General features: G+C 71.1%; 19 protein-coding genes and 2 pseudogenes. 9 read left to right on the plus strand and 12 right to left on the minus strand.

Annotation, left to right across the window (positions count from 1 at the left end; translation table 11 throughout):
• Window positions 1–20 precede the first annotated feature (20 nt).
• Window positions 21–152, minus strand: a pseudogene (locus B4U46_RS36215) (hypothetical protein); the annotation flags it as partial.
• A gap of 325 nt (window positions 153–477) precedes the next feature.
• Between B4U46_RS36215 and B4U46_RS37230 the strand changes: the two are divergent.
• From B4U46_RS37230 to B4U46_RS03000, 3 genes are all read left to right on the plus strand, one after another.
• Window positions 478–714 carry a hypothetical protein gene (locus tag B4U46_RS37230; protein ID WP_123995873.1) on the plus strand — a complete coding sequence of 79 codons (237 nt, stop codon included), beginning with the start codon at window positions 478–480 and terminating at the stop codon, window positions 712–714.
• Window positions 715–1,284: 570 nt separating this feature from the next.
• Window positions 1,285–3,279 carry an ABC transporter ATP-binding protein gene (locus B4U46_RS02995; protein WP_079431527.1) on the plus strand — a complete coding sequence of 665 codons (1,995 nt, stop codon included), beginning with the start codon at window positions 1,285–1,287 and terminating at the stop codon, window positions 3,277–3,279.
• A 79-nt stretch (window positions 3,280–3,358) separates the two neighbouring features.
• Window positions 3,359–4,249 (plus strand): NUDIX hydrolase, encoded by an 891-nt coding sequence (locus tag B4U46_RS03000; RefSeq protein WP_079423824.1) that lies wholly within the window; start codon window positions 3,359–3,361, stop codon window positions 4,247–4,249.
• A gap of 2 nt (window positions 4,250–4,251) precedes the next feature.
• On the opposite strand, the pseudogene B4U46_RS03005 reads toward B4U46_RS03000, so the two are convergent.
• Window positions 4,252–4,566, minus strand: a pseudogene (locus B4U46_RS03005) (dienelactone hydrolase family protein); the annotation flags it as partial.
• Between the two features lie 169 nt (window positions 4,567–4,735).
• A complete protein-coding gene (locus tag B4U46_RS03010) occupies window positions 4,736–5,257 on the minus strand; it encodes a DM13 domain-containing protein (protein ID WP_398898848.1) in 522 nt (173 codons plus the stop codon).
• Window positions 5,258–5,494: 237 nt separating this feature from the next.
• On the opposite strand from B4U46_RS03010, the gene B4U46_RS03015 reads away from it, so the two are divergent.
• From B4U46_RS03015 to B4U46_RS03030, 4 genes are all read left to right on the plus strand, one after another.
• A complete protein-coding gene (locus B4U46_RS03015) occupies window positions 5,495–5,857 on the plus strand; it encodes a DUF1304 domain-containing protein (protein ID WP_079423828.1) in 363 nt (120 codons plus the stop codon).
• Window positions 5,858–5,862: 5 nt separating this feature from the next.
• Window positions 5,863–6,420: a TetR/AcrR family transcriptional regulator gene (locus B4U46_RS03020; protein ID WP_079423830.1), complete on the plus strand. Its 558-nt coding sequence runs from the start codon at window positions 5,863–5,865 to the stop codon at window positions 6,418–6,420.
• A 194-nt stretch (window positions 6,421–6,614) separates the two neighbouring features.
• Window positions 6,615–7,550, plus strand: coding sequence for a RimK family alpha-L-glutamate ligase (locus B4U46_RS03025; RefSeq protein ID WP_079423832.1), 936 nt, complete (start codon window positions 6,615–6,617; stop codon window positions 7,548–7,550).
• Between the two features lie 16 nt (window positions 7,551–7,566).
• Window positions 7,567–8,829, plus strand: a complete 1,263-nt coding sequence (locus B4U46_RS03030; protein WP_159402060.1) for an MFS transporter — start codon at window positions 7,567–7,569, stop codon at window positions 8,827–8,829.
• A gap of 78 nt (window positions 8,830–8,907) precedes the next feature.
• Here the strand turns inward: B4U46_RS03030 and B4U46_RS03035 are convergent, their stop codons facing one another.
• Together B4U46_RS03035 and B4U46_RS03040 are read right to left on the minus strand one after the other, a co-directional pair.
• Window positions 8,908–10,086 carry a M6 family metalloprotease domain-containing protein gene (locus B4U46_RS03035; RefSeq protein ID WP_079423835.1) on the minus strand — a complete coding sequence of 393 codons (1,179 nt, stop codon included), beginning with the start codon at window positions 10,084–10,086 and terminating at the stop codon, window positions 8,908–8,910.
• A gap of 61 nt (window positions 10,087–10,147) precedes the next feature.
• Window positions 10,148–11,413, minus strand: a complete 1,266-nt coding sequence (locus B4U46_RS03040; RefSeq protein WP_079423837.1) for an alpha/beta fold hydrolase — start codon at window positions 11,411–11,413, stop codon at window positions 10,148–10,150.
• 219 nt (window positions 11,414–11,632) lie between these two features.
• On the opposite strand from B4U46_RS03040, the gene B4U46_RS03045 reads away from it, so the two are divergent.
• Complete coding sequence (locus tag B4U46_RS03045; protein ID WP_185117344.1) at window positions 11,633–13,387, plus strand: ABC transporter substrate-binding protein; 1,755 nt, start codon at window positions 11,633–11,635, stop codon at window positions 13,385–13,387.
• 68 nt (window positions 13,388–13,455) lie between these two features.
• Here the strand turns inward: B4U46_RS03045 and B4U46_RS03050 are convergent, their stop codons facing one another.
• Entirely contained in the window at window positions 13,456–14,643 is a 1,188-nt protein-coding gene (locus B4U46_RS03050; protein ID WP_079423842.1) for a M6 family metalloprotease domain-containing protein, read from the minus strand.
• Between the two features lie 99 nt (window positions 14,644–14,742).
• Between B4U46_RS03050 and B4U46_RS03055 the strand changes: the two genes are divergently transcribed.
• A complete protein-coding gene (locus B4U46_RS03055) occupies window positions 14,743–15,750 on the plus strand; it encodes a LysR family transcriptional regulator (RefSeq protein WP_079431528.1) in 1,008 nt (335 codons plus the stop codon).
• A gap of 64 nt (window positions 15,751–15,814) precedes the next feature.
• Here the strand turns inward: B4U46_RS03055 and B4U46_RS03060 are convergent, their stop codons facing one another.
• From B4U46_RS03060 to pip, 6 genes are all read right to left on the minus strand, one after another.
• Window positions 15,815–17,707, minus strand: coding sequence for a non-ribosomal peptide synthetase (locus B4U46_RS03060; protein WP_079423843.1), 1,893 nt, complete (start codon window positions 17,705–17,707; stop codon window positions 15,815–15,817).
• Complete coding sequence (locus B4U46_RS03065) at window positions 17,704–18,972, minus strand: MFS transporter (protein WP_167747566.1); 1,269 nt, start codon at window positions 18,970–18,972, stop codon at window positions 17,704–17,706. Before B4U46_RS03065 ends, B4U46_RS03060 begins: the two co-directional genes overlap by 4 nt.
• Window positions 18,973–19,026: 54 nt before the next feature.
• Window positions 19,027–22,077 (minus strand): glycoside hydrolase domain-containing protein, encoded by a 3,051-nt coding sequence (locus B4U46_RS03070; RefSeq protein WP_079423847.1) that lies wholly within the window; start codon window positions 22,075–22,077, stop codon window positions 19,027–19,029.
• Window positions 22,078–22,142: 65 nt separating this feature from the next.
• Entirely contained in the window at window positions 22,143–23,360 is a 1,218-nt protein-coding gene (locus B4U46_RS03075; RefSeq protein ID WP_079423849.1) for an ATP-grasp domain-containing protein, read from the minus strand.
• Between the two features lie 29 nt (window positions 23,361–23,389).
• Complete coding sequence (locus B4U46_RS03080; protein ID WP_185117343.1) at window positions 23,390–24,931, minus strand: NAD(P)-binding domain-containing protein; 1,542 nt, start codon at window positions 24,929–24,931, stop codon at window positions 23,390–23,392.
• Between the two features lie 13 nt (window positions 24,932–24,944).
• Window positions 24,945–25,898 (minus strand): prolyl aminopeptidase, encoded by a 954-nt coding sequence (gene pip / locus B4U46_RS03085; RefSeq protein WP_079431530.1) that lies wholly within the window; start codon window positions 25,896–25,898, stop codon window positions 24,945–24,947.
• Window positions 25,899–25,906: the final 8 nt, after the last annotated feature.

Consider the following 25,906-nt stretch of genomic DNA (forward strand, 5'->3'; position numbering starts at 1 on the left):
CCGGGCCCGTGTTCGCTCGCGCCCCGCAGCCGCAGGGCCGCCACCTCCTGCGTGGACGGGACGCGGGGCGAGTGGATGTCCCGGACACCAGGGCCGGCTTCGCGCGGGTAGCCGTGCTCGGCGAGCTCCCGCGCGACCTGCATGCGGCGACGGCGAGGGCCTGGAACCCCCGACCTACCCCGCACCCGACGTACGCCTGGCGCGCCTCGCCGGCAAGGTTGGCCTCACGCCCACGTGGCCGCCCACCGAGGGCTTCCTCGACGGCCTCCCGGAGCGGACCGGGCTACGCACCCACGACTTCCTGCTCGTCGCGGAACTCCCCGTGGTGCCGGGCCGGCAGCTGTTGCGTGCCCGTGCGCGTTCCATGACCGCGCCGGCGAACATGCTCACTCCGTGGAAGCCCCGCCCGTACGAGCAATACCCACCGGCTTCGGCTCGCTCCTGCTCCGGATGCTCTCGCTCCGTAACCTGAACTGGTTGGGAACGGCCAAGGTGATGTGTCTGATCTCCGGTGTCTGCAAGGCGGCTTCGACCATCGGCGCGGTGGGTCGAGGGGCCAAGCAGATCGATGCGGAGATGCTCGACGGCTTCGCCGCGACGCTCGGCGTGCCGGTCGCCGTACTGGCCGAGCTGACCGGTGTCCGCCCATCGGCGGAAAGCTCACACCCGCTGTGGTCGACACGGCCGCCCTGCTCTGGGAAGTCCGGCACTTGACCTGGGACCAGGAGAGCCGGCTCACCGAGTACGCGGAGGCACTGGGCGGGGAGTGAGGCCGTCCCGCTATGGCTGTGAGAGCGTCCCTTCGTCGAGCCGGCAGAGCTGCCGGAGGAGGAGAACCGCCCAGGGCGGTCCGAAACGGGTGCGGACCCCGGTCCGCCGGGGACCGCACCCGGGCGCCCCAGCGCAGGGCGATGGTGTCGCCCATGTCGGGCCGACAATCCCCCGGCCGGGTGACACGACCCTGTTCGAGCGAGTTTCAGCGCCGCCACCTCAGGCACGCCAAGCCCCCCAACGCCGACCAGAACATTCGTTCACCGTCCGCCCCGGAACCGACCGTGACTCGCCCGATCGGGAGCCGTTCTTAGAGCACCAGTACCAGCCGTGCGCCCATCCGGAGGACCCCGTGCATCCCCTGCCGATCCGCCCCGAAGCTCCTGCCGCAATCGAACATCCCCAGTCCACCCCGTGCCCGCGAGCGGCAAATGGCCGCCCGGTTGACGCCCCCTCCTCCCGTGGCCGCGACCGACGACCGGATGCCGGGAGGGCCGCGTGAGCAAGGGCACCATGACCGGACCCGGCACCGCGACGGTGTCCGACTCCGAGCGGCTCCTCTTCGGTGGCGAGCTCGCCTACGACATCGGCTGGGACCGGCACGAAGGCGCCTGGCTGAAACTCGGGCTGTGGACGATGGCGAAGCAACTGCCGCGGTTGGTCGGGACCGGCCTGCGGCTCGCGCGCCTGGCCGACGCCCGCGCTCTGCGGGTGGTCCTGGCCTCCGAGGCCGGCCGTGGTGTCGCCCAGGCCGTGGGACTGGTCGCCGTGAACCGTGTCCTCGGGCACATCCTCGCCGGCGGCAGCACCAACGAGCGCCTCACGCAGGCGGTGCCCGCCCTCACGGTCGTGGCCGTGACGGCGTTCCTCGGTTCGCTGCTGCGGTCGGCGTCGACGGCGGCCACCGGAGCCCTGGAGCCGAAGGTGCAGCGTGTCGCGACCGAGCAGTACCTGGGGCTGGTGCACCGTACGGAGCTCGCAGCGATCGAGGACGACGAGTTCCACCGGCTCCTGGACGCAGCCCGGTACGGGGCCGACTCCGCCCGGCGCATGATCCGCTACTGCACCAACACCCTCAACTCCGCTGTCTCCCTCATCGCCGCGGCCGGCGTGCTGACCGTCCTGCACCCGCTGCTGCTGCCGCTGCTCGTCCTGATGACCCTGCCGAGCGCGTGGAGTTCGCTGATGATCTCCCGCCAGAAGTACATCTCCTTCCACGCCTTCGTCCAGCACGCCCGGGCCGGGCACCTCCTCGGCCAGCTGCTGACCCAGAAGGAGGCGGCAGCGGAAGTCCGCGTCCACGGCGTCGGCCCGTTCCTGCTGGGCCACTTCCGGACCATGGCCGAGACCAGCGAGCGCGAGCAGACCCGGCTGGCCCGCCGCGCCGCGCGGATCGGACTGGTCGCCGACGGCGCCGGCGGCGTCGCCACCCTCCTCACCTACGGGGCCCTGGGTGCGCTGCTGTGGGGCGGGGCGCTGGAACTCGCCGTCGCGGGCACGGCCGTGCTGGCCATCCGTACCGGCGCCGCGAGCCTGGACACCCTGGTGCTGCAGATCACCGAGCTGCACCAGGAATCGCTGTTCGTCGCCGACTTCGAGCGACTGTGCCGGGAAGCGAGGACCCGGGCCATCCCCGTGGGCGGGCTCCCGCTGCCCGAGCGGTTGCGGGAGGTCCGTTTCGAGAAGGTCACCTTCACCTACCCCGGCAGCGGCGCCGAGGAGCCGGCGCCCACGCTGCGCGACGTCAGCCTGGCCTTCCCCACGGGAAAGATCATCGCGCTGGTGGGCGAGAACGGCTCCGGCAAGTCCACCCTGGTCAAACTGCTCGCCGGCCTGTACCTGCCCGACGGGGGAGGCGGGACGATCTGGTGGGACGACGTCGACGCCGCAACCGCCGACCGCGACCAGGTCTTCGGACGCGTCGCCCTGATGTCGCAGGACTTCTACCACTGGCCGTTCACCTTCCGCGTGAACGTCGGCATCGGCCAGCCCGGCCACGCCATCGACGACCCGGCGGTGGAGAGGGCCTCCGCCTTCTCCGGGGCCGACGAGGTCCTCGCGGACCTGCCCCGGGGGCTCGGCACCCTGCTGGCACGGGGCTACCGCGGCGGCCACCAGATCTCCGGCGGCCAGTGGCAGCGCATCGGGATCGCCCGCGCCCGGTACCGGCAAGCCGACATCCTGATCGTGGACGAGCCCACCAGCGCCCTGGACGCGGTCGCCGAGCAGCGCGTCTTCGACCAGATCCGGGCACTCGCCTCGACCACCGGGCAGACGATCGTGCTCATCACCCACCGCCTCCACTCCGTACGTCACGCCGACCTGATCCACGTCCTCAAGGACGGCCGGGTCGCGGAGTCGGGAACCTTCGCCGAGCTGATGCACGAGAAGACCGGCACCGGTGACTTCCGCGACGCCTACCTCGTCCAGGCCGCAGCCTTCGATGCCTCCGTACCGGCGCAGGCCACCGGAGACCACGACGCACCGGCCGCAAGGGACCGCTCCTGAGCACCGGCCCGTCCCCGCTCGTCTGCCGCCGGCCGCCCTGCCGGCGCGTCCGCCGCACCCCCACCTCAAGGAGCCTGTGATGACCCTGACCGACGACCCCCGCGGGACCGCCGCGCTGCTCGTCGACTCCCGAGGCCGCTACCTGCTGCACCTGCGGGACGCCAACAAGAGGATCTGCGACCCGGGGACGTGGAGCATCCCGGGCGGCGACCGCGAAGGAGCGGAGTCCTCCCGGGAAGCGGTGGAGCGGGAACTGCTGGAGGAGACCGGTCTGGTGGTCCCGCTGGAGGAGTTCACGGTGGTCGACAGCCGGGGCCCCGACGGGGTCAAGGGCAGGATCCGCGTCTACCTCGGATCCTGGGACGGCGACGCCGACAGCCTGCCGTGTCCCGAGGGCATCATGTTCCGGCACTTCGACGCCGGCACCATCCGGTACCTGACGATGTGCCCGTGGACGAAGGAGGTCATCGACCTCCACCAGGCCCAGGCCCCCACCCTCGCCCCGGTCCCGGTGCAGACCCGTACCGGAGGGCGGGCGCGCCTCAACGTCGTGGGCGTGCACCTCTACCTGGAGCAGGGCGGCAAGGTGCTGCTCGGCCTGCGGCACCCCGACTCGGCGTTCGCGGCCACGACCCACCACTTCCTCGCCGGGCACTGCGAGCAGGAGTCCGCCGTCGCCTGCCTGGTCCGCGAGGCGCAGGAGGAGGCCGGCATCGACGTGGATCCGGCCGACGTCGAACTCGTGCACGTCGTGCACGTGGTGGACCATCCCGGCGGCCGGCCGCGCATGCAGCTCGTCTTCCGCGCCCACCAGTGGACCGGCACACCGCAGGTCCGCGAGCCGGACCGCTGCGTGTCCTGGGACTGGTGGCCCGCCGAGGCCCTCCCCGACCGGATCGTGCCCTACACCCGCGCCGCGATCGAAGGCATCCGCGCGGGCCGCACCTACACCGAACTCGGCTGGACCTGACAGTCGACGCCCGCGGCCTGCATCTCGGCGGTGAACGCGTTCCGTTGCGCGGGCGGCATGATCGGGTCTTCCGACCCGACGGCGGCTATCCGGTCGGGATCAGCGAGCAGCGGCATGCAACGGGCCAGCATCTCCTCGGGGTCACCCAAACAGCGCCCGCCGTGAAGGTCGAAGGCCAGCGCTACGTATCCCAGCTCGGCGAGAGCATCGGCACTGCGGCGCTCGACCTCGCTGAGCCCCATGCCCTCTGGTCCGAGCAGCACCGCGGGCCGGCGGTCGACACCGGCCGGGAGCGCGAGGTGCCCGATCCTCGTCACACCGTCGGCAGGATACTCGACCGTACGCGTTGCTCCGACCGGCCGTGGCCCTGGCGGTACTCGCCGACGGTACTCGCTGAGCGTGGCGTCCGCTGCTGCGCCGGCCGACGGGGTGCCTTGGCCGTCGGCCTCGTCATGGCAGCATCGCCCCTGCCGCCCGGTCGGGGTGTCAGGGCGCGGTGAGGGCCGCGGCGCCGAAGGAGACGTCGAAGCGGTCGCACCAGATCGTCACGCTGGTGTATTCGGAGAGCTTCACACCCGCCGGGATCGGGTAGTTCTGATCGCCCTTGTTGCCCTTGAGCTTGCCCAGGCTGAGGTACTTGCCGTCGTCGAACACACGCCAGCCCGCCACGCCCTCTTTCACCGGGGCGTCGGTCAGCCACACGCGCAGGTCCGGCCCGTTGCTGGTGTCCAGCCCCTCCAGCCGTAGGACGTGCGAGCCGTCCGCCAGCCGGACGACCTTCACCGTGCCGGTGGTGGTGTGTTCGTGGCTGATCAGGTGTCCGCCGGAAACGGTCTGCGGGCGGTCGGCGGCCGGGGGCGCGACCGCCGCCGGACCAGGCGCCGACGCAGACGATGCCGCGCCGGGCAGCGCCTCACTGATCGCCTGGTCCTGCCACAGCTTCCATGGCTGGAACCAGTACAGCCCCGCCGCCACCAACACCACCGCCAGCGCCGCCGCTCCGGTCACCAGCGGCCCGCTCCGCCTGCCCCAACGTCCCACGACCCGCCCCTTCGTCCGTACTCAGACACGCATTCAACGGCATCCCGGACCCCGCGGCCACAGGTCCACCCCTGACGGAAGTCTTACGGCGGACCGGGCGGCCGCCGGACCCACAGCCCTTGCGGTGGGAGATTGACATCATGGACAGCTGTCCAGTTATTCTGGACACCTGTCCATTAATGACGAAGGGGCGGGGTCACGCCGATGGAGACGACCGCGACGGTGCTGGTGGGCCTGGTGGCCGTGCTGCACGTGTATTTCCTGGTGCTGGAGATGTTCCTGTGGGAGCGGCCGCCCGGCCGCAAGCTCTCCGGCTTCGACGCGGAGCTCGCCCGCGCGACCGCCGGCCTCGCGGCGAACCAGGGGCTCTACAACGGATTCCTGGCGGCCGGGCTGGTCTGGAGCCTGTTCGCCGGGGACCCGACCGCCTTCCGGGTCCGGGTCTTCTTCCTCGTCTGCGTGGTGGTCGCCGGGATCTACGGCGGCCTCACCGCGAACCGTCGCATCCTGATCGCGCAGGCCCTGCCCGGGGCCCTGGCGCTCGGCGCCGTCCTGCCGGCCGGGTGAGGGGCGTGCCGGAGGACCCCCGTACCGAGCGGACCCGGGCCAGGCTGCGGCAGGCCCTGCTGGAGGAGTGCGGGAGCCGCCCGCTGGAGAAGGTCGGCGTCTCCGCCGTCGCACGCCGGGCCGGCGTAGGCCGGGCCACGTTCTACCTGCACTACGCCGACCTGGAGGCGCTCGCCGTCGACACCTGCGCCGAGATCGTCCGGGAGGCGGTGGACGCCCTGCACGCCTGGCGCGGCGTCCCCGACCCGGCGAGCCCGCCGCCCGCCCTGGTCGAGTTCTTCGACGGTCTCCCCCGGCATGCCGGGCTCTACCGGGAGCTGCTCCGCCCCGGCGGCGGCGGTCCGCTCGGCCACGCCCTGCACCGGGACCTGCGGGCCCGCAGCCGGGCCGAACGCGCCCTGGCCGGCGCACCGGAGCCCGACCTCATCGCCTCCGCCGTGGCCTCCGCCTTCGCCGGGGTGCTCGCCGACTGGCTGCACGGCCTCATCGAGGCTTCCCCCGCCGAGATCTCGGGACGCGTCTGGCGCCTGCTGATCAGCCTCCACCGCACCCCCCTGCCGTAAGCGCCGGTCACCCCTGCCTGAGCGTCTGATGGGGACCCAACCCGGACCCCGGCCTGCGCCATCTGAGTGAGACCCAGGGCGTTCTGCCTGCCATCGCCTGATATGGGCAGGGCTTGGTAGGGGTGGCGGACTGTCCGGCGGCCTGGTGATCGGGAGGATTCGGGGTGTCCGTGGCTGGTCGTGGTGCGAGGCGTATGGATGTGGTGGGCCGCGGGGCCGATGTGTGGCTGGTGCTGGGTGCCGGTCTGTCGCGGCGGCCGGTGACCGGGCTGATCAGGACGGCTCTGGAGGAGGAGTTCGGTGACCGGTTCGCTGTCGTGAGCAGCGGTGAGCTGTTGATGGGGGCCGGGCCGGACGGCCTGACGTTGCGTGGTCGGGACGGGTGTGTGGTGGCGGCTCCCCGGGTGGCGTACGGACGTGTGTGGACGCCGGGAACGGAGGTGGGCAGGGAGGTCTCGCTGTTGCGGCACCTGGAGGCGATGGGCAGTGTCCTGCTGAACCCGGCGGATGCGGTCCTGGCCTGTTTGGACAAGTTCTGGCAGGTGCAGCGGCTCGCGGCAGCGGGTCTCGCGGTGCCGGAGACCTTCATGGGTGCGGGTGGCTCGCTGGATGCGGTGACCGGTGCCGGGTTACCGCAGCCGTGCGTGGTGAAGGCGGTGCGGGGGCACCGCGGCGAGCAGGTGTTCCTGGCGCCGGACGCCGACACCCTCCGGGCTGTGCACGACGGGCTCGCACCGGAGGCCGCCTGTCTGTTCCAGGAGTACGTGGCGTCCTCCCACGGCCGGGACCTGCGGGTGGTGGTCGTCGACGGGCATGCGGCCGGGGCGGTCGTGCGTACCGCCAGTGGAGGGGAGTTCCGTTCCAATCTGGCTCTGGGCGCGTCCCTTGCGCCGTGTACCGGCCGGTACCCCCAAGGTGAGGAGCTAGCGGTCCGGGCCGCCGCCGTCATGGGGCTCGGGGTCGCGGGCGTGGACCTGTTGTTCGCCCCGGACGGCGACTTCACGGTCTGCGAGGTCAACGCCAACGCCGGCTGGCAGCCCGAGATGAAAGAGGTCGCCCCCGCGCTCGCCGCAGCCTGCCGGCGTCGTCTCACAGCTGCCGGACGCCGAGACGCATCGTCGGACCGATAGGCGGAGGAGCCCGCCCGTGCTTGTACCCACGCCCCGGCTGCACCGGTGGCCGCTGCTGAAAAGCCCGGCCTTCCGGCTCTTCGCCCTCGGCCAGACGGCATCCAACACCGGGACATGGATACAGAAGGTGGCCCAGGACTGGCTGGCCCTGCAGCTGTCACACGGCAACGGCACGGTCCTGGGCGTCACCACGGCCCTGCAGTTCCTGCCCCTCCTGCTGCTCGGCCCCTACGGCGGCGTCCTCGTCGACCGGCACTCCACGCGCCGGATCCTGCTCGCCTCCCAGACGGTCATGGCAGCCCTCGCACTGGTCCCCGCCCTGCTCGTCGCCACCGGCACAGCACGCCTGGACACCCTCTACGTCCTGGCCCTCGCCCTCGGGCTCACCATGGTCGTCGAGAAACCGGCCCTGCAGGCCTTCATCGGAGAATCCGTCGCACCCGGCCAGCTCGTCAGCGCCCTCGCCTTCAACAGCGCCGCCCTCAACCTCGCCCGCATGGCCGGCCCCGCGCTCGCCGGCCCCCTCATCGTCCTCTTCGGCCCCGGCCCCGCCTTCCTCGCCAACACCCTCTCCTACCTGACCGTGATCGCATGCCTCCTGCGCATGGACCCCCGAGCCGGCCGCCCGGCCCCGCCGCTTCCCCGCGCCCAACGGCAAGTACGAGAGGGCCTGCGCTACGTCCGCGACCACCGCGAGCTCGCCCTCACCCTGGTCCTCGTCGCCGTCGTCGCCGCGTTCGGCATGAACTTCCAGATCACCACCGCGCTGATGATCACACGCGTCTACCGGGCCCCGGCCGCCGTGTTCGGGCTCGGCAACACCGCCCTGGCCGCCGGCTCCGTCATCGGCTCGCTCCTGGCCGCCCGCCACCCGCGGGTGGCCGGCCGCCGACTGGCGGCCCCCGCCCTCGCCTTCGGGACGCTGGAGACCGGTTGCGCCCTGATGCCCGGACCGGTCACGTTCCTCGTCCTGCTCGTCCCCACGGGAACGGCGCTGCTGGTCTTCCTCACCGCCGCCAAGGCCCGCCTCCAGCTCGGCGTCGGCGACGGCATACGCGGACGGATCATGAGCCTGTACCTCCTGGCCACCCTGGGCACCACACCCCTGCTCGCCCCGCTGATCGGATGGATCGCACAGAGCGCCGGCCCCCGCACCGCGCTCGCCCTGGGCGGCGCCGTATCCGCCGCCGCGGCCATCACCATCGGCCTGCTCCACCCACACCCGCCCACACCCCCGGGATCACACCTCAGCCGGCCGGCACCCGCCGGCCACGCGTGATCGGAACAGACCCCGCAGGTCCTCCGGCCGCCAGGGTCGCTCGGGACCGGGTGAACGGCGGTCGCGCCCGGACCGGGTTCACTCCTTGCTCAGCCGCACCGTGTCTCCCGTGCGTCCGCCCGCGAGGACGTCGATGCGCACGCCGGACGCGGGGTCGGTGAAGCTCTGTCCGGGTGCGTACGCGGCCAGGTCCAGCGGGGCGCAGCCGGCGGGCGGGGTCACGGCCGGGTTCGCGTTCATGATCCGCACCGGACCCTCGCCGGTCCGGGCAGCGGAGTCGACCCGGTAGATGAGGACGCCGCTGGAGCAGGCCGCCGCGTCGTTGCCCTCGGCACGGCGGGATTCCGCCACGTACGCCGTCGTCTCACCGGTCCGCAGCACGGCGATCTTGGTTCCGCCGGGCCGTTCCACCGGGGTCAGCCGTACCGTCCGGCGACCGGACGCGGGCAGGCAGGCCACCTGGTCGTCGCGGGTCCAGCCCAGCTTCCAGGAGTGCCAGCCGAGGTACTGCGGGGCGTGGCCGGCGATGTCGCCCATGAGGTCCCAGCCGCCCACGTACTGGTGGGGGGCGCCGGTGAACGCGTACAGGTCGGGCAGCCCGAAGGTGTGGGCGGTCTCGTGGGCCGCGACCTTGGGGCCCCAGTGCCACATGTCCTGCCCGAAGGTGACGGCCCATTTGAGGCGGGTGCCGTCGGCGGTGATGCCCGGCGTCGCCGGGTCGTACAGGTAGGTCGGTGAGAAGGGGATGGCGGTCGCCGCCTTGGCGGGGACGACGTAGACCATGTCGTAGCGGGAGAAGTCCGCGTAAGGGTCGGCGGCCGTGATCGCGTCGCGGAGGTACTTCTCGTGGGCCTCGAAGGTGAGGCCGCGCGCGAAGCCGTAGGAGGTGGAGTCGGCGGGCATCCGGATCCAGCGGTGCAGCGGGGTGTTCTCCAGCCGCAGACGGCCGTGGCTCGCCCGGCCCATCCAGTCGGCGGCCGGGGCGAGGTGAGCGGCGTACGGCTCGGTGGAGTCGGTGGCCGGGGCGTCGGGAAAGTCCACGTACAGCGTCAGGACGCGGCGGGTTCCGGTGGCGGGCTGGAACTGGGTCCGGTCGGTGTCATGGCCCTCGTCCGTCCAGCCGGTCCGGCCGGGGAGGGCGCAGCCGGCGGCGGGGGCCGGCGGGCCGGGGGCAGCGGCCGCGGTGGGGGCGGAGAGGCAGGAGACGAGGGCGACAGCCGCGGGGAGCGGCAGCAGGCGGCGGAGCGGGTTGGTCATGTCTCTCCCGTCGGAGGCAGGTTGAGGGGTGCGAGGGAGGGTGGAGGAGGGAGGGGAGGCCCTAGGCGCGGCCCGCGGCCAGGTCCATCAGGCGGGACAGCACGCGGCCGCCGGAGGCGGTGACGCCGTCGTGCTCCCATTCGTTGGTGACCCATACCCGGGTGGCGCCGACCTCGCGCGCGGTGCGCAGGGAGAGCCCGGCGTCCACGTACATGTCGTCGTGGTAGACGAGTGCGGCGAGCGGGACCCGGTTGGCGGCGAGGCGGCGGGGGTCGTACAGCGGTGGCCAGTCGGTGCGTTCGGCGAGCAGGTCGACGGCCTCGGCGAAGGGGCGCAGGCCCTGGATCTCGCGGAACATCCAGGGGTAGATCATTTCTCCGGTGAGCAGGAGCGGGTCGGCGTCCTCGGCGAACTCGGGGAAGGCCGCCAGGGCCCTGGACGCCGCCCAGCCCGTCGGCCCCGCTCCCTGGCCGTACAAGCTCTCCTGCATGACGGCGAAGAGCGGGTTGTCGGTGAAGCCGGTCAGTGTCATCACCTGGTGCAGGAACGTGTCGGTGGGCTTCGCTTGCGCGTCGAGGGATTCGTCGAGCAGCCAGTGGATCCGCTCGAAGCCGTCGCCCATGCCGAGGACGAGGCCGAGCGTGCGGAGGCGCTGGGGGGTGAGCCGGTCTCCGTCCGGCAGGCGCACATCGGTGGCGGTCAGCAGGCGGGCGATCTCGCGCAGCCGGGCGGCGTCGTCGGGGTAGCGGGCGTAGAAGTCCAGGACGCGGTCGCGCACCCGGGGGTAGGTACGGGCGTAGACGTCGTCGGCGGTGGCCGAGAGGCCGGGCAGGCCGCCGGTCACGTAGCACGCCCGCAGGCCTTCGGCGGCCTGGGAGAGATAGGTGAGGGTGATGAAGCCGCCGTAGCTCTGGCCGAGGGTCTCCCAGGGCTCGTCACCGCACAGCTTCCGGCGGATCAGTTCGGCGTCCGCGACGATCGAGTCGGCGCGGAAGTGGCCGAGGTGGTCGGCCAGGCCGGCCGGTGAGGCGAAGCGGGCGGCCGCGCGGGCGGTGACGGGTGCGGAGCGGCCCGTGCCGCGCTGGTCGAGGAGGAGGACCCGGTGGGTGGTGAGGGCCTGGGGCAGCCAGCCGGGTGAACCGGCCGACGGCCTGGGCGACTTGCCGCCGGGGCCGCCCTGCAGATAGAGCAGCCAGGGGAGTTGCCGGTCCACGTGGCGTGCATCGGTGACCTCCCGGGCGAAGAGCTCGATGGTCGGTCCGTTCGGGGCCGTGTGGTCCAGGGGAACGGTGAAGACGTGGTCGGCGGTCGCGTACGCGGGGTTCATGAATCCCTTTCGCGGCCGCATGGCCGCACGGTGACGTGTGACATCGCGGGACAGCATGGCGCGACCCAACCGGGGCGGTGGAGCCCTCACTTACCCATAACTCCGCGCTATGGAGGCGCGACAATTGTGAGTGCCATTTCACATAACTATGTTATCGGTCACATTCCAATCTCCCTCCTCAGCCTCGGGCTGTCCGACTGTTCACGGAAGTGACCACTGATGAACAAGCGCACTCTCCACGCCGTCGCCACCGCCTTGGCGGCGACCCTCGCACTCGGCACGGCCGGCTGTTCCACCGGCAGCCACTCCGGCGGCAGTCGGCAGGACAAGGACGTGAAGAACTCCGCCCTCGCCAACGCGGGGGCTACCGTCGGCGGCACTCCGCAGAAGGGCGGCACGCTGACCGTCCTGTCCGACCAGGACTTCACCCACCTCGACCCGGCCCGCAACTGGGTCATCGGCGACATGGACTTCGGCACCCGGCTGCTCTACCGCACCCTGGTGACGTACAAGCCGGAACCGGGCACGAAGGGCGGAGAGCTGGTCCCCGACCTCGCCGAGGACCTCGGTGTCTCCTCCAACGGCGCCAAGACCTGGACCTTCAGGCTGAAGAAGGGCCTCACCTACGAGGACGGCACCCCGATCACCGCCCAGGACGTCAAGTACAACGTGGAGCGGTCCTTCTCCCCCGACCTGCCCGGCGGCCCGGACTACGCCGCCCGCTACCTGGCCGGCGCCGAGGGCTACCGGGGCCCCGCCCAGGGGCAGCACCTCGACTCCGTCAAGACCCCGGACGACCACACGATCGTCTTCGAACTCCGCAAGCCCTTCGCGGAATTCCCCAACGCCACCGTCCTGCCCACCTTCGCCCCGGTGCCCCCGGCCCAGGACAAGGGCCCCCAGTACGACAGCCGCCCGTTCTCCTCGGGCCCGTACAAGATCGAGTCCTACGACCGGGACAAGCGGCTGGTGCTGGTCCGCAACCCGCACTGGGACCCGGCGACGGACACCGTGCGCAAGGCGTACCCGGACAGGCTGGTCGTGGTGATGGGGCTGAGGGCCAACCAGATCGACGACCGGCTCATCGCCTCGGAGGGCGTGGACGCCTCTGCCGTCTCCTGGGGCAAGCTGCGCCCGGAGAGCACCCCCAAGGTGCTCACCAAGGCCGACGTCAGGGCGCGGCTGCTGGCCGAGTCGAGCAACTGCACCGAGATGGTGCAGATGCACACCGGCCGCGCCCCCTTCGACAACGTCCTGGTCCGGCGGGCCGTGCAGTACGCCCTGGACCGCGAAGCGGTGCTGACCGCCTCGGGCGGCCCGGCCCTGAACGACCCGGCCACCGCGCTCATGCCGGGCACGCTCTTCGGCGGCAAGCAGCCCGACACGCTGGGGATCCCGGCCACGGGTGACGTGAACAAGGCGAAGCAGCTGCTGAAGGAGGCGGGCAAGCCCGACGGGTTCACGACCTCCATCACCGTCTCCAACGGGGACAAGGGCGTTGCCGAGGCGGTCCAGCAGTCCCTGGGCAGGGCGGGGATCAAGGTCACGATCGAGGCCGTCGACCCCTCGGCCTTCTACGACACCATCGGCGACACCAGGAACCGCACCGACCTCGTCTACACCGGCTGGTGCCCCGACTACCCCTCCGGCTCCACCTTCCTGCCCTTCCTCTTCGACGGCCGCTACATCAAGGAGAAGGGGAACTCCGGCAACCATTCGCTCTTCCGCGACGAGGCGACGATGAAGCGGATGGACGAGATCGCCGGCATGACCGACACCGCGCAGGCCAATGCGGCGTGGCGGCAGCTGGACGGGGAGATCCTCGCCAAGGCCCCGACGGCGCCCGCCGTCATCGAGCGCATGCCGCTGCTGATCGGCACCAACGTCGCGGGTGCCTTCGGCCACACGTCCTTCGGCGGCCAGCTCGACTACGCCACGATCGGGCTCAAGAACCCGGCGAGGAGCGGCAGCTGACCCCGCCCCGCGCAGTGCCCCCGGCTCCTTGGTGCGGAGCCGGGGGCACTGCCGCGTCCGCGCCGCTCCTACGCCTTCGTGATGCGTACGGTCTCGCCGTAGCCGTCAGCGGAGAGGACGTCGATCCGCACCCCGGCCGCCGCGTCGGTGAACGACTCGCCGGCCCAGAACGGGGCGTCGTCCAGCGGGCGGCAGCCGCCGGCGGGTGCGGCGGCCGGCTTGGCGTCCACCACCCTGACCGGCCCCTGGCCGGTCCGCACGGAAGCGTCGATCCGGTAGATCAGGGCGCCGGTCGAGCAGGAGCCCGCGTCCGCCTGGATCCCGCGCCGCGACTCGACGACGTACGCGGTCGTGGGGCCGGTGCGGATCACCGCCAGCTTGGTGCCGCTGCCGTACTCGACCGCCGTGAGGTACACCGTGTCGCTGCCTTTCGAGGCCCGGCACACGACCTGGCCGTCGCCGGTCCAGCCGAGCTTCCAGGAGTGCCAGGCGAGGAACTGCGGCCCCCGGCCGCCGATCAGGCCCATCACGTCCCAGCCGCCGACGAAGCGGTGCGCGTCGCTGCCCGTCTCGAAGGCGTACAGGTCGGGCAGCCCGAAGGTGTGGGCGGTCTCGTGGGCGACCAGCTTGGCACCCCAGTGCCACATGTCCTGGCCGAAGGTCACCGCCCACGAGATGCGGCGGCCGTCGGCCACCACCCCCGCCGTGCCCGGCTGGTACACGTACGTGGGTGTGAAGGAGATCGCCGCCGCGTTGCGCGTCGGCACGACGTACACCATGTCGTAGCCGGAGAAGTCCACGTACGGATCGGCGGCCGCCACCGCGTCCTTGACGTACGCCTCGTGCGTCTCGTGGTCCAGGCCGCGCGCGAAACCGTAGTCGGTGGAGGCGCGGGGCATGCGGACCCACCGCTGGTACTGGTCGATCGCGAGCCAGGCCTTGCCGTACGAGGCGTACCACAGCCAGTCCGCCCCGGGCGTGATCTGCGCCGAGTCCTCGCTCGGGGCCTCGGTGGCCCGCGCGTCCGGGAAGTCCACGAAGACCATGGCGACCTTGAGCGTCCCGGCGGGACGCCGGAACACCGAGTAGTCCGTGTCGTGTCCCTCGTCCGTCCAGCCGGTGGTGCCGCGCACGGCGCAGGCCGACGGGCTGTCAGTGGCGCCGGCGGGCGGCGCCACCAGCAGGAGGAGGAGCAGTGCGGCGGCCAGAGCAGCCGGCAGCCCGCGCGAGGTGGCCAGGCGGTGGATGGGTCTCATGGATGCGTAACCTCCCATTGCCATGTGTGACATTTCACATAAGATTGACGGGAGTCGGCTCCTGTCCGAAAGCTGTCGTCGCTCCATAACATGCGCGGCATGGAACTGGAGGTACGGCACCTGCGTGTGGTGTGCGCGATCGCCGAGGCCGGCAGCCTCACGCGGGCCGCCGCCGCGCTGTCCATGACCCAGCCGGGCCTCAGCACGCAGTTGCGCCGCATCGAGTCGATGCTCGGCGGTGTCCTCTTCGACCGGCGGCGGGCCGGAGCCACGCCCACGGCCTTCGGCGAGCTGGTGCTGGCCCGGGCCCACGCCGTCCTGCCGGGCATCGACGCGCTCCTCGCCGACACCGCCCGCGCGGCCCGCCACCTGGCGGCCCCGGACCGGGTGCGCATCGGATCGGTCGGCGCTCCCCTCATCGGCCACCTCGTCCTGGCCATAGGAACGTTGCTGCCCGACGCCGAGGTGACGTCCCGATGCCACTACTCCCCCGTCACGCTCCTGGACGAACTCGCCGCCGGACGCCTGGAGGCGGCGGTCCTCGGCGACCACCCGGAGCAGGTCCTGCCCCCGCGCGACGGGGTGATCCTCACCCCCCTGGTCACCGAACCCGTCTTCGCCCTGCTGCCCGCGACCCACCCACTGGCCGGGCGGGAGGCCGTGTCCCTGAGCGAACTGGCCGACCACGACTGGGCGATGCCCCGGCCCGACGGCGACCGCACCAGCGAGTACTGGTCCTCCGTGTGCGCGCTGGTCGGCCGCCGCCCCTCCGCCCCGCACGAGGCCGAGGGACGCCAGCTGATCGAACTGGTCCGCGCGGGCCTGGCCGTCAGCCTCTGCCAGGCCACCTTCGCGCAAACCCCCGGCCTCACCGTCCGCCCCCTCGCGGGCAACCCGCTCTGGTACCGCCACGTCCTGGCCTGGCACCATGACGGCCCGCTGGCCCCCCACGGCGACGCCGTCCTGCGCACGGTGGCGGCCGGCTACCTGGACACCTGTGCCGCCAGCCCGGTCTACGCGGACTGGCGCCGCCGCCACCCGGACCTGGCCCGGCTCCCGCACGCCGGCCCCCGCGGCCCCGATACGGCACCGGATGCTGCTGGGTGACGCAGTGGATGCCGCCGCCGGCCCACGGTCTGGGGAGCGGTAGAGCGGGAGAGTCCTGGAACCCTCAACCGTGGCCGGTGCCCGTCCGCGCCCGGTCGAGCTGGGCGGCCAGCTCCCGCACCGTCTGCTGTCGGAAGATGTCAGCGGCGGAGACGGAGAGGCCGAGCTGCCCGGCGAGCAGGTCCTGAACCTCGACCGCATGCAGGGACGTTCCGCCGATCTCGAAGAAGTTGTCCTCGGCGCCTACCGAGTCCAGGCGCAAGACGTCCTGCCAGACCTCGATGACGAGCTGTTCGGTGGGTGATCCCGGGCGGGCGGGCCCGGCGTCCTGAAGCCTCTCGAAGACGGCGGGCGGAGTGAGCCGGCGCCGGTCCGTCTTCCCACTCGGGGTCAGCGGCATCGCGTCGAGGACGACGTAGGCATCCGGCATCATGTACGGAGGAAGCAGTCCGGCGAGGTGCCGGTGCAGCCGCCGAGTCGCCCCGTCCCGGCGCGCCTTCTTCCGCAGCACCAGGTACGCCACCAACCGGGGGTGACCGTCCAGCTCGTGCGCGAGGACCGCCGCCTCATGGACGTCCGGACGAGCGCTCAGCAGCGCCTCGATCTCGCCGGGCTCGACACGCATGCCCTGGATCTTGATCTGATCGTCCATCCTGCCCAGGCATTCGATGGTGCCGTCCGCCGTGGCACGGCCGAGGTCGCCCGTACGGTAGAGCAGGCCGTCCCCGTAGGGGTCCGGGACGAAGCGCTCGGCGGTCAGCTCGGGGCTCCCGAGATAGCCCCGAGCCACTCCCGCGCCCGCCACGCACACCTCGCCCTCGGCGCCGACCGGTACTTGCCGGAGCTCCGCGTCCAGCAGGTAGACCCGGACGTTGTCGATCGGCCTGCCGATGGGGACGCTCGCGGGCCAGCTGCCGGGGTCGCCGCTGAGGGTGTGGGTGGCAGCGTCCTGAAACTCGGTCGCGCCGTAGTGGTTGTGCAGCCGCGCGCCGCTGCGGCCGAACAGCTCGGCCATCGCCGGCGTGACCCGGAGCCGTTCCCCCGTCGTGACCACGTCGGCGAGCACCAGCGGGGCCGTGCCCCCGGCGGCGGCCTCCGCCAGCTGCTTGAGTACGGTCACCGGGGCGAACAGCCGCTCGATGTGCTGCTCGGAGAGGAACCCGGCCAGCGCGACGGGGTTGCGCCGGACCTCGTCGTCGGCGACGACGAGGGTGCCGCCGAAGCAGAGCGTGGAGAAGATCTCGTGGAAAGAGAAGTCGAAGCTCGCGGTGCAGACCTGGGCGGTCCGGGAGCGGCAGGTGCCGGGGCGGGTGCGGTCGTGCCACAGCAGCATGTTGACCAGCGACCGGTGGGTCAGGGCGACGCTCTTCGGGCGGCCGGTCGACCCTGATGTGTGGAGCACGTATGCCGCGGCGTCCTGACCGACCGCCCGGCCACCTCCGCCGCCGCCGCCCCCCTCCTCCCCGGCCGCGGCACGCCACGGCTCGTCCAGAACGAGTACCCGGGCCGTGCCGACGGGGAGGTCGCGGGATCCGTCGACGACGTACGCGCCGATGCCGCCGGCTTGGTCCACGACATGGCGCAGCCGCTCGTCCGGATCCGCGCTGTCCATCGGCAGGTAGCAGGCACCCGCCTTGAGGACGCCCAGCATCGCGGCGAAGAGCTCGGGGGAACGGCGTAGGCACAGGCCGACCGCATCGCCGCTCGCGACCCCGGCGTCCAACAGCCCGTCCCGGACGCGGTCGGCCTGCCGGTCGAGCTCGCCGTAGGTCACTGTGCGCGTACCGTGGACCACGGCGACCGTCTCGGGACCTGTGCCGTCCCCCGTGCCCGTTGCGCGGACCGCGCGCTCGAAGAGCTCGTGGACGGTGAGCGCAGGTATCTCGAAGACGTCTCCGGTCCACCCGCTCAGGCGGCCCCCGGGGCCGGCCGACTGGTTGCTGACTGCGCTGGTCATGGCGTCGTTCCTCCAGAGGGTGTGGCGGTGGGGCAGTGGTCGGCGGCCGCTCCGGCGGGTTCGGGCTGGGCGTGGGGCAGTCGACGTACGGCAGCGGAGGCCAGGGGGAGCACGGCCGTGAGGGCGTAGACGATGCCGGCGATCACGGTCACCCGGAAGCCGCCGAAGGCATGGGCCAGCGGGCCGACGCAGAGCTGCCCGACCGGGATGGCGATGTAGGAGAGCAGGTCGTCGTAGGAGGTGACGCGGGAGAGGACGCCGGCGGGTACGTGCTCCTGGAGCGAGGTGTCCCAGCTGATTCCGGCGATGGATCCGCCGAGTCCGGCCACGAACGCGGCCCCGACCAGCCATCCGGCGTCTGCCCTCGCGCCCAGCACGAGGAACGGCAGGGCGCCGAGCGCGCCCATGAGCAGCCCCAGCCTGAGAAAGTGGCGGGCCGTCAGCCGGTGCAGGAGCGTGCTCATCACCAGCATCCCGGCGCCCTGCGCGCTGAGCACGACGCCCCATAGCGCCTCGCCGCCGAGCTGCTTGGTGAGAGAGGGCCCGAGGACCTGCCAGGTGCCGGTCTGCACCAGGTTGATCACGCAGAAGGAGAGAGTCACCCGCCACACCCAGCGAATGCGGCGGAACTCCGTCCATCCGGCCCGGATGTCGGTGAGCAGCGGGGCTGAGCGCTCGGCGGGCGCGCTCGGCGGGAGGGCCAGGCGGACCAGGCAGCCCGCGGCCAAGAGGTAGCTCAGCGCGTCGAAGGCGATGGCGGGGCCGCTGCCGACCGCGACGACGAGGACGCCCGACAGGCTCGGCCCGAGGAGCTTGGTCGCGTTCCGAGCTGATCCCAGGAGGGCGTTGGCCGGGCGGAGTTGGTCCTTGTCGACGAGTCGCGGGACGATGCCGCGCAGGGCCGGCGTCATGAACGCGGTGAGGACGCCGTCGAGTACGGAGAGCGCGGCGACAGCCGGCATCGAGAAGTGGCCGCTCAGCACGAGTCCGGCAACGGTGCCCTGGGTCAGCGTCAGCCCCAGGTTCGCGCAGACCAGGACCGTCTTCCGGGAGAACCGGTCGGCCGTCGCCCCGCCGACCAAGAGGAACGCGAGCAGCGGCACCATGCGGGCCGCCAGCACGACCCCGAGGTCGGTGATGCTCCCCGTCGAGTCGAGGACGCCGAAGGCGAGGGCGACCGGAGCCATCGAGCTGCCGAGGAGTGAGATCAGACGTCCCGAGAAGAACCACCGGAACTCCGTCTGCCCCAAGAGAGGTGAGCGCACCTGCGGGAACCTCCGGAAATGTCGCGGTGGAAACGCTCTCATACACCCCGCGACCTACGAGGACTGCGGCGTTGATTCCTCGGAAGGAATTCCGCGGAGAACGAGCACACGGCCTTGGTTGTAGGGTATAGGGATCTTTTCGGTCCCGCTGACCCCCATCGCCTGCTGAAATCCTTCGATTTCCGGGGACTCGATCACCACGTCATCGAAACCGAGGGCAGCTTTGTCGATCTCCAGTGAAACGTCCACGTCCCCCGGAGCCCAGCTCGCCAGGGCCACGACGGCGTACCCGGCGCCGATCCAGGAGGTGGCCAAGACCTCGTCGTGGTCCGTCACCACCGGCGCGGAGCCGGACCACCAGCCGATCATGCGGGTTTCGGGCAGGCGGACCGAGTCCCAGAACCTCCACAGCGGACGAAGATCGACTCTGGGTGCCCGGGCGGTGGCACCGAAGAGGAGGCCTTTCCACGGGTTTCCCCCGTTCTCCAGCATCTCCCCCAGGAGGCCGAACGGGACACCGGAGAGCTCGACGAGCCAGCGAACGGGATCGATCTCGTCATAGTCCACGTACTCGGAGAACCAGAGCCGGTCCACATACGGAAAGTGCTCCATGTAAAGATTCGCCGAGGAGGCGAAACCGTCGGCCTCCCGGTACTGACTGGCGGAGTGCAGGTCGATGAGCGGATCGCTGCAGTGCCGCTGGAGGACCTTTCGGACGCGTTTCATCGTGGTGCGGTCGAATCCCGCCTCGTCGAGGTAGATGCCGTCGATCCCGCACTCCCTGGCGAGCCAGTCGAGTGCGCACACATATACGTTGAGCCACCGCGACTCGCCGCTGGTCACAATGGGAATGTCGTCGACGTTGGACGAGGCGTACCCCGGGATGAAGCCCCCGGCCAGATGCTCTTGGAGCCACATGTGGCCGACGTTGGGTCCGCTCGGGCCGAGTGCCGGACCTCGCGCATAGACTTCCCCGTCCAGCGCCCTCAGCGCCTGGCACTCCGGGGCGGCGGACGGCAGCTCCCGCACGGTGTAGTAGACCTTCGCCCGAAGCCCCGCCAGATGGGCGCGACGGACGTACGCGGCCAGGGAATCGGCGCTGAGCATCGGGTCGTTGATGTAGGGCATCACCTCTGTGGCATGGTGGATGTTGACCACCGTAGCGCCGTACGCCCGAATCTCGTCCGGGGACCCGGGATGGTTGATCGGGACCGGGCGCGTTCCGGCCCCGGAGACCTCTTCCGCCCGGTTCGGCGCGTGGTAGTACCGCTCCGTCGTCTGCCGCCGGGTCGAAATCGTCTTGAAGGGCGTCACCAGTACCCTGAAGTCGAAGCGGCGCGCCTCGCCGGCCTCCAGGCGGAGCGGGCCGGAGTACGCCTCGACCGCCACGGCGCGGTCGGTTTTCCGCACTTGCACCCCGCCGAGCCCTCCGTTCCCCCAGGACCGGGGCTCCACCAGCGGCGAGCCCCGGTACCAGTTGCTGTTCAGGGGTCGCCGGTAGGAGTCGTCCTTCCAGGAGATCTGGAGCCCGGCGCTGACGTCGCCCACCCACACCGAGTCCTGGTTCTTCCGCGCCACGTCCCAGGTCCAGTCCAACTCCTCGGGGCAGGGCCCGCCCGGCCGGCCGAGGCCCATGAGGTACTGGGCGACAGCGCGCCGGAGGGGTACGACAAGACGGACGTCCGGGAACGTCACCGGACCTCCCTCCGCCGTCAGCTCGCAGCGGTACTCCAGACATCCGTCGGCCTCGAAGGCCGCCGAGACGCGCACCGTGCAGCCCTCCCCCGAGAGGGTCTGGCGCCAGGTGGCAGTGGCGTCCCCCGGCTGCTGGATCTCCACTGCGTGGCAAGGCTCCAGCTCCCTGCCTACGTCGAGCCGCACCGGACCGTCCAGGATGGCGCGCTCGACCCCGCCGAACGTGGTCACCTCGTCGGAGAAGGTGGAGGCGATCCGCTCGGGAAACCCGTCGGCGCCCAGCACCACCGACCGCCCGAGGATCTCCATCCGGCGGCGCCCGCCGTCGACCACCACCGGCCGGAAGGGGGCCACCAGGCTGTGGTCCTGCACTTTTCGTGAGTCCAGCCAGCCGAGTCGGGCCATCGACCGGAGGTCTCGCACCCCTCCGTCGGCAACCGGTTCGCCCTCGGTCACACCGAGGGTGACGCACGCGTGCTCGGGCCCGATTCGGATGCTCCCCGTGTGACCGCCGAAGGGGGCGTCCGGGGGTACCTCCGTGACGAACCAGAGCGTCCGGACCTCCCCGCCCAGGAGCCGGACCGGACGGTTCGTGAACTCCGATCCGTCGGCCCGGACCCCCTCGGTGAGCAGCGACCGGGTTGGCCAGGGCATCGCCCCGGTGTCGACCCGTACCTCGGCGTCGGAGAACGCATAGACGCCGACCTGGAAGGCGAAGAACTCCCCCCGTCGCACGACGGCGTCCAGCGGCACATACGCGCCCCGCCGGATCCAGAGCGCCGGAATGCTCCGGGTCATCTCCACCGGGCGCGAGCGCGACTCCGGAAAGAGGAGGAGGTTCTTCCCCGGATGGCGCCGGCGCAGCACCTGGAGCTCGTCCGGTGAGGCGGGGAAGCCCATCGGGGCGAAGCTCTCGCGCTCCCCGGCGGCGTGGTAGGCCACTGCTTCGGCCTGCACCATGGAGGCCACCGCCCGGGGGTCGTCCGCCCCGGCGGCGAACCGCCACTGCGGGCTCTCCAGCGGACGCCACGGCAGGTAGTAGCCCTTCGGGTAGTTCCGGGCGCCAAGGAGGGCGTAGGGCAGGTAGTAGACGTAGTAGTCGCCGAGGCCGTCGATCGGCTCGAAGACGATCTCGCCGCTGGTGGGGTCGGAACACAGGCGCACGACGTTGCGCACCCGCTCCCCGGACCGCGCGGAGACCACGATCAAGTCGACTTTGTGCGGGTTCTCGTCCTGGCGCCGCCAGGGCAACACAACGCGTACGGCCCGCGCGTACCGGGCGACGCGCACGACGATCCGGTGGTTTCCGAACAGCCGCGAGTCCCAGAGGCCGACGGCGCAGTCGAGTTCGGGGTGCGGGCGCTCCCGCTCGTCGGTGCGGACATCGCCCGGTGGCGAAACAGCTCTCACGGCATTCCTTTCCGGCGGGCCGGGACGGACCACACATCGGGCAGGGTGGCGGGGGCGCCGGCCGCTCATCCGCTCAGTTCGGCGTGCAGTTCACGAGTGCGCCGGCACGCGTCCTCGATTCGGAGTTCCAAGGACTCCAGATCCGGCGCCTCGACGAGGACCATCGCGACGCATACGGTGCTGGACACCGGCTCTCCCATGGTTTCGCCGACTCCGATCTTCATCCGCACGTGGCGCACACCCTCAAGTGCCTCGATGTCCGATTGCCTGATGCCGTTCCTGGCACCGGGCTGCACCGGAAGACAGGCGAAGCCGACCACCGAGTCCGGTGCGGGCGTCCCGGGGGTCACCTCCTCGCCGGCCAGCAACCGTGCGTGCGCCCCCCACAGGTTCACCCCGATGGTGTGCAGGGCGGTCAGGCTCGCCAACGCGCCCGAAGGCCGCCACGCCAGCTCCCCGGCGACGAAGTTCCCCGGGCCGCCGAACACCTCCAGGTGGAAGACGCCCCAGGTCCCCATCAGGGCGTCGACCGCGGACTGGGCGAACGCCCTCGCCTCGGCGTAGAGCCCTGGGTTCCGGCCGACCGGGTAGGCGATTGAGCAGTTGGTGCGCCCCGACTTGGTCTCGATCAGCGGCGCCAGGTACCGGGAGACCATGAAGCTCTCGATCCGTCCCCCGACGAGCGTCCCGTCGAAGTGCCACTCGTCCCCCGGCTGGCGCTCCTCGATGACCGCATGGCGCAGCTCCGGGGTGTCCCGGAGCACTTCGAAGACCTCGGGGGGGTTCGCGCAGGAGGTCACCAGCCGAGTCCCTCCGAGGGCCGGTGGTTTGACGACGAAGGGCCCCCGGAGATCACCCATGCTCGCGCGGAGTTCGTCGAGCGACCGCGGAGTGTTCGTGACCGTGCGGAACCGCGCGGTCGGTACCCCCCGCGCGGACCAGAGGGATTTCTGAAACGCCTTGTCCCGGCCGGCCATCGCGGTGCGCGGATCGATGCGCTCGGCGAGGCCGAGGAGGCGGTTGAGGACCGACGCCGAGACCACCGCCATCTCGTGCAGCGGGATCACGGCGTCGACCTCGTCCGCCACGCCCAGGTGGAGCAGCGCCGACCAGGCCAGCTCTGGGCAGTCGTAGGAGGGTACGAAGCCCCGGAGCGCGATGCGGTCGGCGGATCGCTCGACCAGGCCCAGGTTCCGCTCCGTGTACAGCACCGTCAGCGTGTGGCCCAGATCCGCGAGTTCGTCGATCGCTTCGGTCTGTGCGCCGAGGAGAACCAGGTGCACGTGTCTTCCCTCCCTCATCGCCCCCGGGCTCAGCCGGACACCGCATGGGCGAAGAACTCGGCCAGCGGTTCGACGTGCACGTCGGGCCGGTCCCACCGGTTCTCCAGATCGTCCGGCAGGTGCACGGTCCCGACGACCTCTCCGCGGCGGTAGTGCCGGACCACCGGGTGCAGGAAGGTATCAATGTGCTCCCTTCCGAGCACCGAGGACGAGAGCCGGGGGACGAACGGGTCCACCGTGTCGTGGTCCGGACCGAACTCCAGGGTGATGGAGAACGCGTCGTCCCGTTCCTCGTCGACCATGCCGTCTGCGAGGTACGGCGCCGGAACCTCCTCGTAGTACCTGGCGGGTCCGTCCGGCGGGAGGACCAGCACGTCGGCCAGGACACCGAACTGCTGGAAGAGCCCGGAGGACCGGTTGATCCGCCCGATGACCGCCGCCGTCAGCTCCTGCGCCGACCTGCCCACCCGGCGCCGCGGCCACGGCCTGTCGTGGTGGCGGTGCGCCAGCACCCGGCCCAGGGCGCGGGCCCCGTAGCGGAAGCCGTGGATGAACCCGCTGGTGGACTTCTTGAAATCGATCTGCTGCGTGAGCGTGCCGGCGAAGTACAGGCCGCTGACGTTGCTCGACTCGTAGGTGCCGGTGAGTTCGGGAAATCGCCCGTCGATGGCGAGCCGCGGTCGGCAATCCTCCGCGAATATGGCGGAGTCGAACCTGAAACCGGTACAGACGATCACTCGGTCGTAGGTGTGTTCCACTGTTGCGCGGGTGAATTTGAACGTGGCCCGATATCCGGCCGCATCCTTGTTGAGTTCCACCAGCTCCGCATCGATGACCGCATTCTGCGATTTCAGCTGGTAGGTATCGAGGAAGTTGTTGTTGACCGCACGGACGTGGCCCACGAAATGAGTTTTCCATGCCAGCTTCACCGGGTTGGGCCCCGCGATGTGTATGACCGCGGCCGTCTCGATCAGGTTGTCGGCCGTCTCCAGCGCCGAGTTCCCCTTGCCGAGAACGAGGACGCGCTGGTTGATGAAGTCGTTCGGGTCCACGGAGACGGTCGCGTACTGCTCGGCGAGCTCGATGCCCGGAATATCGGGGATATTCGGCAGACTCACCCCGGTGGAGATGACCACGCGGCGCGCTCGGCGCGTGTCACCGAAATCGTCGACCGCAGCAAAAACCCCCGCGGATCGGGAGATCGACACGACCCTCCGATTGTAGGTTATATTCAGTTCGCGCGCGGAGGCGAAGTCCGCAAGATAGCGGACCATGTCGTCGGCGGCCGGAAAATACCGTTCGCTATACCGGGTGAACCTGAGGTCGGGATCGTCCGACAGCAGCGAGTTCCAGTCCATACGCAGATTGAATTCCGGGTCGTCATTGCCGGTGTAGCGCTTGTTGCTCGATATCAACTGCCGATGTCGGGGATAGGTGGTGAAGAAGGATCCGGGAATACCCCCCTGCTCGACGATCTCGTAGGTCAGCCCCTCTTCCCGGAGGCATGCGGCGACCTGGAGGCCGCCGGGTCCGGCACCGACAATCAGGCAGTCGAGAATTTCCGGTGTCACATCGCTCTCCCGGTCAAGGCAGCTGCGCGAACCGGGCCGCGGCGGCCAGCATCGCGTCACTGCTCGGTTTCCCCGTGGTGTGGCCCCCCGGGAGTGTCACCAATTCACCGTCCGGCCAGGCTTCGGCCAGCAGCCACGCCATGTCGTACGGATTCGCCCGATCCTCCCGGCCGTGAATGATCACGCCGGGTATGCCCGTGAGACGGTGGGCGTCCCGGAGTACCTGATCCTCCGTCAACCAGGCGTCGTTGCTGAAGTAGTGCGCCTCGATCCGTGCGAAGGCAAGGCAGTAGTCGGGATCGGCCAGGCGCGGCGACGGCCGCCAGCCCGGATCAAGGCTCGATACGGTCTCCTCCCAGGCGCACCACTGCCGCGCAGCCTCCCGCTGCACCGCCTCGTCGCCACTCTCGTTCAGGAGACGGTGGTATGCCGCCACCAGGTCCTCCCCTGCGCCCTCCCCCGCCCCGGAACGGAACTCCCGCCACTCCGCGGGGAAGTAGCGACCCACGTCGTGGTAGAGCCACCGCAGGTCTGCCGGGCGGTTCAGCATCAGGTAGACCAGCAGCAGCGCCCGCACCCGTTCCGGATACTTCTGCGCGTATACCAGCGCCAGGGTCGTCCCCCACGAACCGCCCCACAGCACCCACCGGTCGACGTCGAGGTGGTCCCGCAGCCTTTCGACATCGTCGATCAGATCGTGCGTGGTGTTGTGGGTGAGCGGGACGGCCGGATCGGCGGCGGACGGGGTGCTCCGGCCGCAGTTCCGCTGGTCCATCTGGACAATCAGGTAGCGCTCCGGATCCCAGATGCTGCGCAGTCCCGGGCTGCTGCCCGAGCCGGGGCCGCCATGGAGGACGAGCGCCGGCACCCCGTCCGGATTCCCGCTCGTTTCCCAGTAGATCCGGTGCCCGTGACCAACATCGAGAAATCCCCAGTCGTACGGTTCGATCTTTGGAAAGGGACCCATCCGCATAC

The organism is Streptomyces katrae, from assembly GCF_002028425.1.
In the GTDB taxonomy this organism is placed as follows: Bacteria; Actinomycetota; Actinomycetes; order Streptomycetales; family Streptomycetaceae; genus Streptomyces; species Streptomyces katrae_A.

Coding starts and splice junctions, on each gene's coding strand:
- pip (WP_079431530.1), bottom strand. CDS start 25,898: ATGGGTCCCTTTCCAAAGATCGAACCGTACGACTGGGGATTTCTCGAT.
- B4U46_RS03000 (WP_079423824.1), top strand. CDS start 3,359: ATGACCCTGACCGACGACCCCCGCGGGACCGCCGCGCTGCTCGTCGAC.
- B4U46_RS03060 (WP_079423843.1), bottom strand. CDS start 17,707: ATGACCAGCGCAGTCAGCAACCAGTCGGCCGGCCCCGGGGGCCGCCTG.
- B4U46_RS02995 (WP_079431527.1), top strand. CDS start 1,285: ATGACCGGACCCGGCACCGCGACGGTGTCCGACTCCGAGCGGCTCCTC.
- B4U46_RS03015 (WP_079423828.1), top strand. CDS start 5,495: ATGGAGACGACCGCGACGGTGCTGGTGGGCCTGGTGGCCGTGCTGCAC.
- B4U46_RS03035 (WP_079423835.1), bottom strand. CDS start 10,086: ATGACCAACCCGCTCCGCCGCCTGCTGCCGCTCCCCGCGGCTGTCGCC.
- B4U46_RS03050 (WP_079423842.1), bottom strand. CDS start 14,643: ATGAGACCCATCCACCGCCTGGCCACCTCGCGCGGGCTGCCGGCTGCT.
- B4U46_RS03040 (WP_079423837.1), bottom strand. CDS start 11,413: ATGAACCCCGCGTACGCGACCGCCGACCACGTCTTCACCGTTCCCCTG.
- B4U46_RS03025 (WP_079423832.1), top strand. CDS start 6,615: ATGGATGTGGTGGGCCGCGGGGCCGATGTGTGGCTGGTGCTGGGTGCC.
- B4U46_RS03045 (WP_185117344.1), top strand. CDS start 11,633: ATGAACAAGCGCACTCTCCACGCCGTCGCCACCGCCTTGGCGGCGACC.
- B4U46_RS03055 (WP_079431528.1), top strand. CDS start 14,743: ATGGAACTGGAGGTACGGCACCTGCGTGTGGTGTGCGCGATCGCCGAG.